This window comes from Actinomycetota bacterium, from assembly GCA_005774595.1.
Classification (GTDB): Bacteria; Actinomycetota; Coriobacteriia; order Anaerosomatales; family D1FN1-002; genus D1FN1-002.
In genome coordinates, this window is the sequence record VAUM01000362.1 from 1 (window position 1) to 1,745 (window position 1,745).

Here is a 1,745-nt window from a genome sequence, read left to right on the forward strand (position 1 = left end):
AGCGCGACGGCCTGGAGGACTTGCGGGCGGCGTGCACGGTGGCGGCGCAGGCGGTCATCCACGTCCTCGAGCACGGAGTCGACTCGGCCATGCAGGAGTACAACGCCGACTGACGCGCCCGGGCCGCGTGGCCGCTGCGCGGCGCCGCACTAGTTGAACCGGTCGGGGTACCGGTAGTTCAGCGGGTTGACGGCCTTGCCGTTCACGCGCGTCTCGAAGTGCAGGTGCGGACCGGTCGACAGGCCCGTGGAACCCACCGTCCCGACGCGGCGGCCCGCCGTGACGCGCGTGCCGGTGCTCACTGAGATCGAGTTCAGGTGCGCGTACAGCGAGACCAGGCCGTTGCCGTGGTCGACCATGACGCAATTGCCGTAGCCTCCGCGCCGGCTCGCGTAGATGACGGTGCCGTTGCCGACCGACACCACCGGCGCGCCGAAGTCGTCGGCGTCCGAGATGTCGATGCCGGCATGGAACTTCCGATAGCCGAGGATCGGGTGCATGCGGTACCCGAACGGGGACGTGACCTGCGAATGTCCGGGCACCGGCCACTTGAGCGTGCCGAGGTACGTGCCCGAGCCGCTCGAGCCGGTCCCGTTGAGCAGCGCCTCGATCTGCTGCGCCTCGCGCTCCTCGGCCTCTGCCTGCGCCACGAGCTTGGCCGCGTTGGCCTTCTCCTCGCGCATGAGCGCCATCTTCGAGTCCTGCGCGTCCTTCTGGGCGTCGACCTTGTCCTGGCGCTTGGCCTGCAGGCCCTCGAGCCGCGCCTGCTCGGCGGCCGCCTCGGCGCGCTTGACCGCGATGGCGTCCAGGTCGCGCTCGAGCTTCGCCTTCGCGTCCTCGAGCGATGTCTTCGTCCTGCTCAGCTGGAGCGCCGTCGCCTGGTTCGACTCGATGACACGCGTCACGAGCGTCGTGCGCGCGATGAGGTCGAGCACGTCCGACGACTCGAGCAGCAGGTCGAGATAGAACAGGTCACCCTGCTTGTAGGTCCGCGTCACGCGGCGGCCGAGCAGTTCGGCCTGCTTGTCGTGCTCGGCGGTCGTGACGTCGATCTGCGCCTCGGTCGCGCGGACCTGCGAGCGCAGCTTGTCCAGGTCCGCGAGGATGCGCGCGGTGCGGGCCTGTGCGTCGCCGACCTGCGGGTCGAGGGCGTCGACGTCGGCTTGCAGCGCGTCGATCTTGGAGTCGAGGGCCTGGGCGTCGGCGAGCAGCTTGTCGGCCTCGGCCTGGGCGGCGGCGGCCTTCCTGCGCGCCTCCTCAGCGGCGTCACGATGCGCGTTGGCGTCCGACTGCGTGGCGGCGTACGCCGATGCGGACGGTGCGGCGAGGATGGTCGCGCAGAGGAGCGCGGCGATGTAGACGCGGCTGCGATGCACTGGTGTGTCTCCCCCGGGGCTGTGAAGACCCGACTCCGGCGGGCGCTACGGCCGGGATTATACCGTGGTGGGGCCGTTGCGGTCTAGCGAGCGGTGTGCCGTCCGCCTCCGCCTCTCGCACTATGTCGGGCGTGTGTGTGTGCTTCCCGTGGCGGCTGGAAGGGTATGTGCTATCGTGAGCGAGAGGGGTCGGACGGCCCGTGCGCTCGCTCGAGGGTCCGAAGCGGCGCACCGCGGGTCCGGCGGGCGTCGTGAGTCTGTAGCGGTCGGCCGTATCGAGGAGGTTGCGCATGGGCGAAGACGAGAACACCCCGATGGACGAGGAGGCCGCCCCTGTTGAGGAGGCTGCCCCCGCTCCGGAGCCCGAGC

At 70.5% G+C, this 1,745-nt stretch carries 1 protein-coding gene; it reads right to left on the minus strand.

The genetic code is table 11. The features are described 5' to 3' along the window. Positions 1 to 149: 149 nt before the first annotated feature. Positions 150 to 1,376, minus strand: coding sequence for a hypothetical protein (locus tag FDZ70_10100; protein TLM67830.1), 1,227 nt, complete (start codon positions 1,374 to 1,376; stop codon positions 150 to 152). Positions 1,377 to 1,745: the final 369 nt, after the last annotated feature.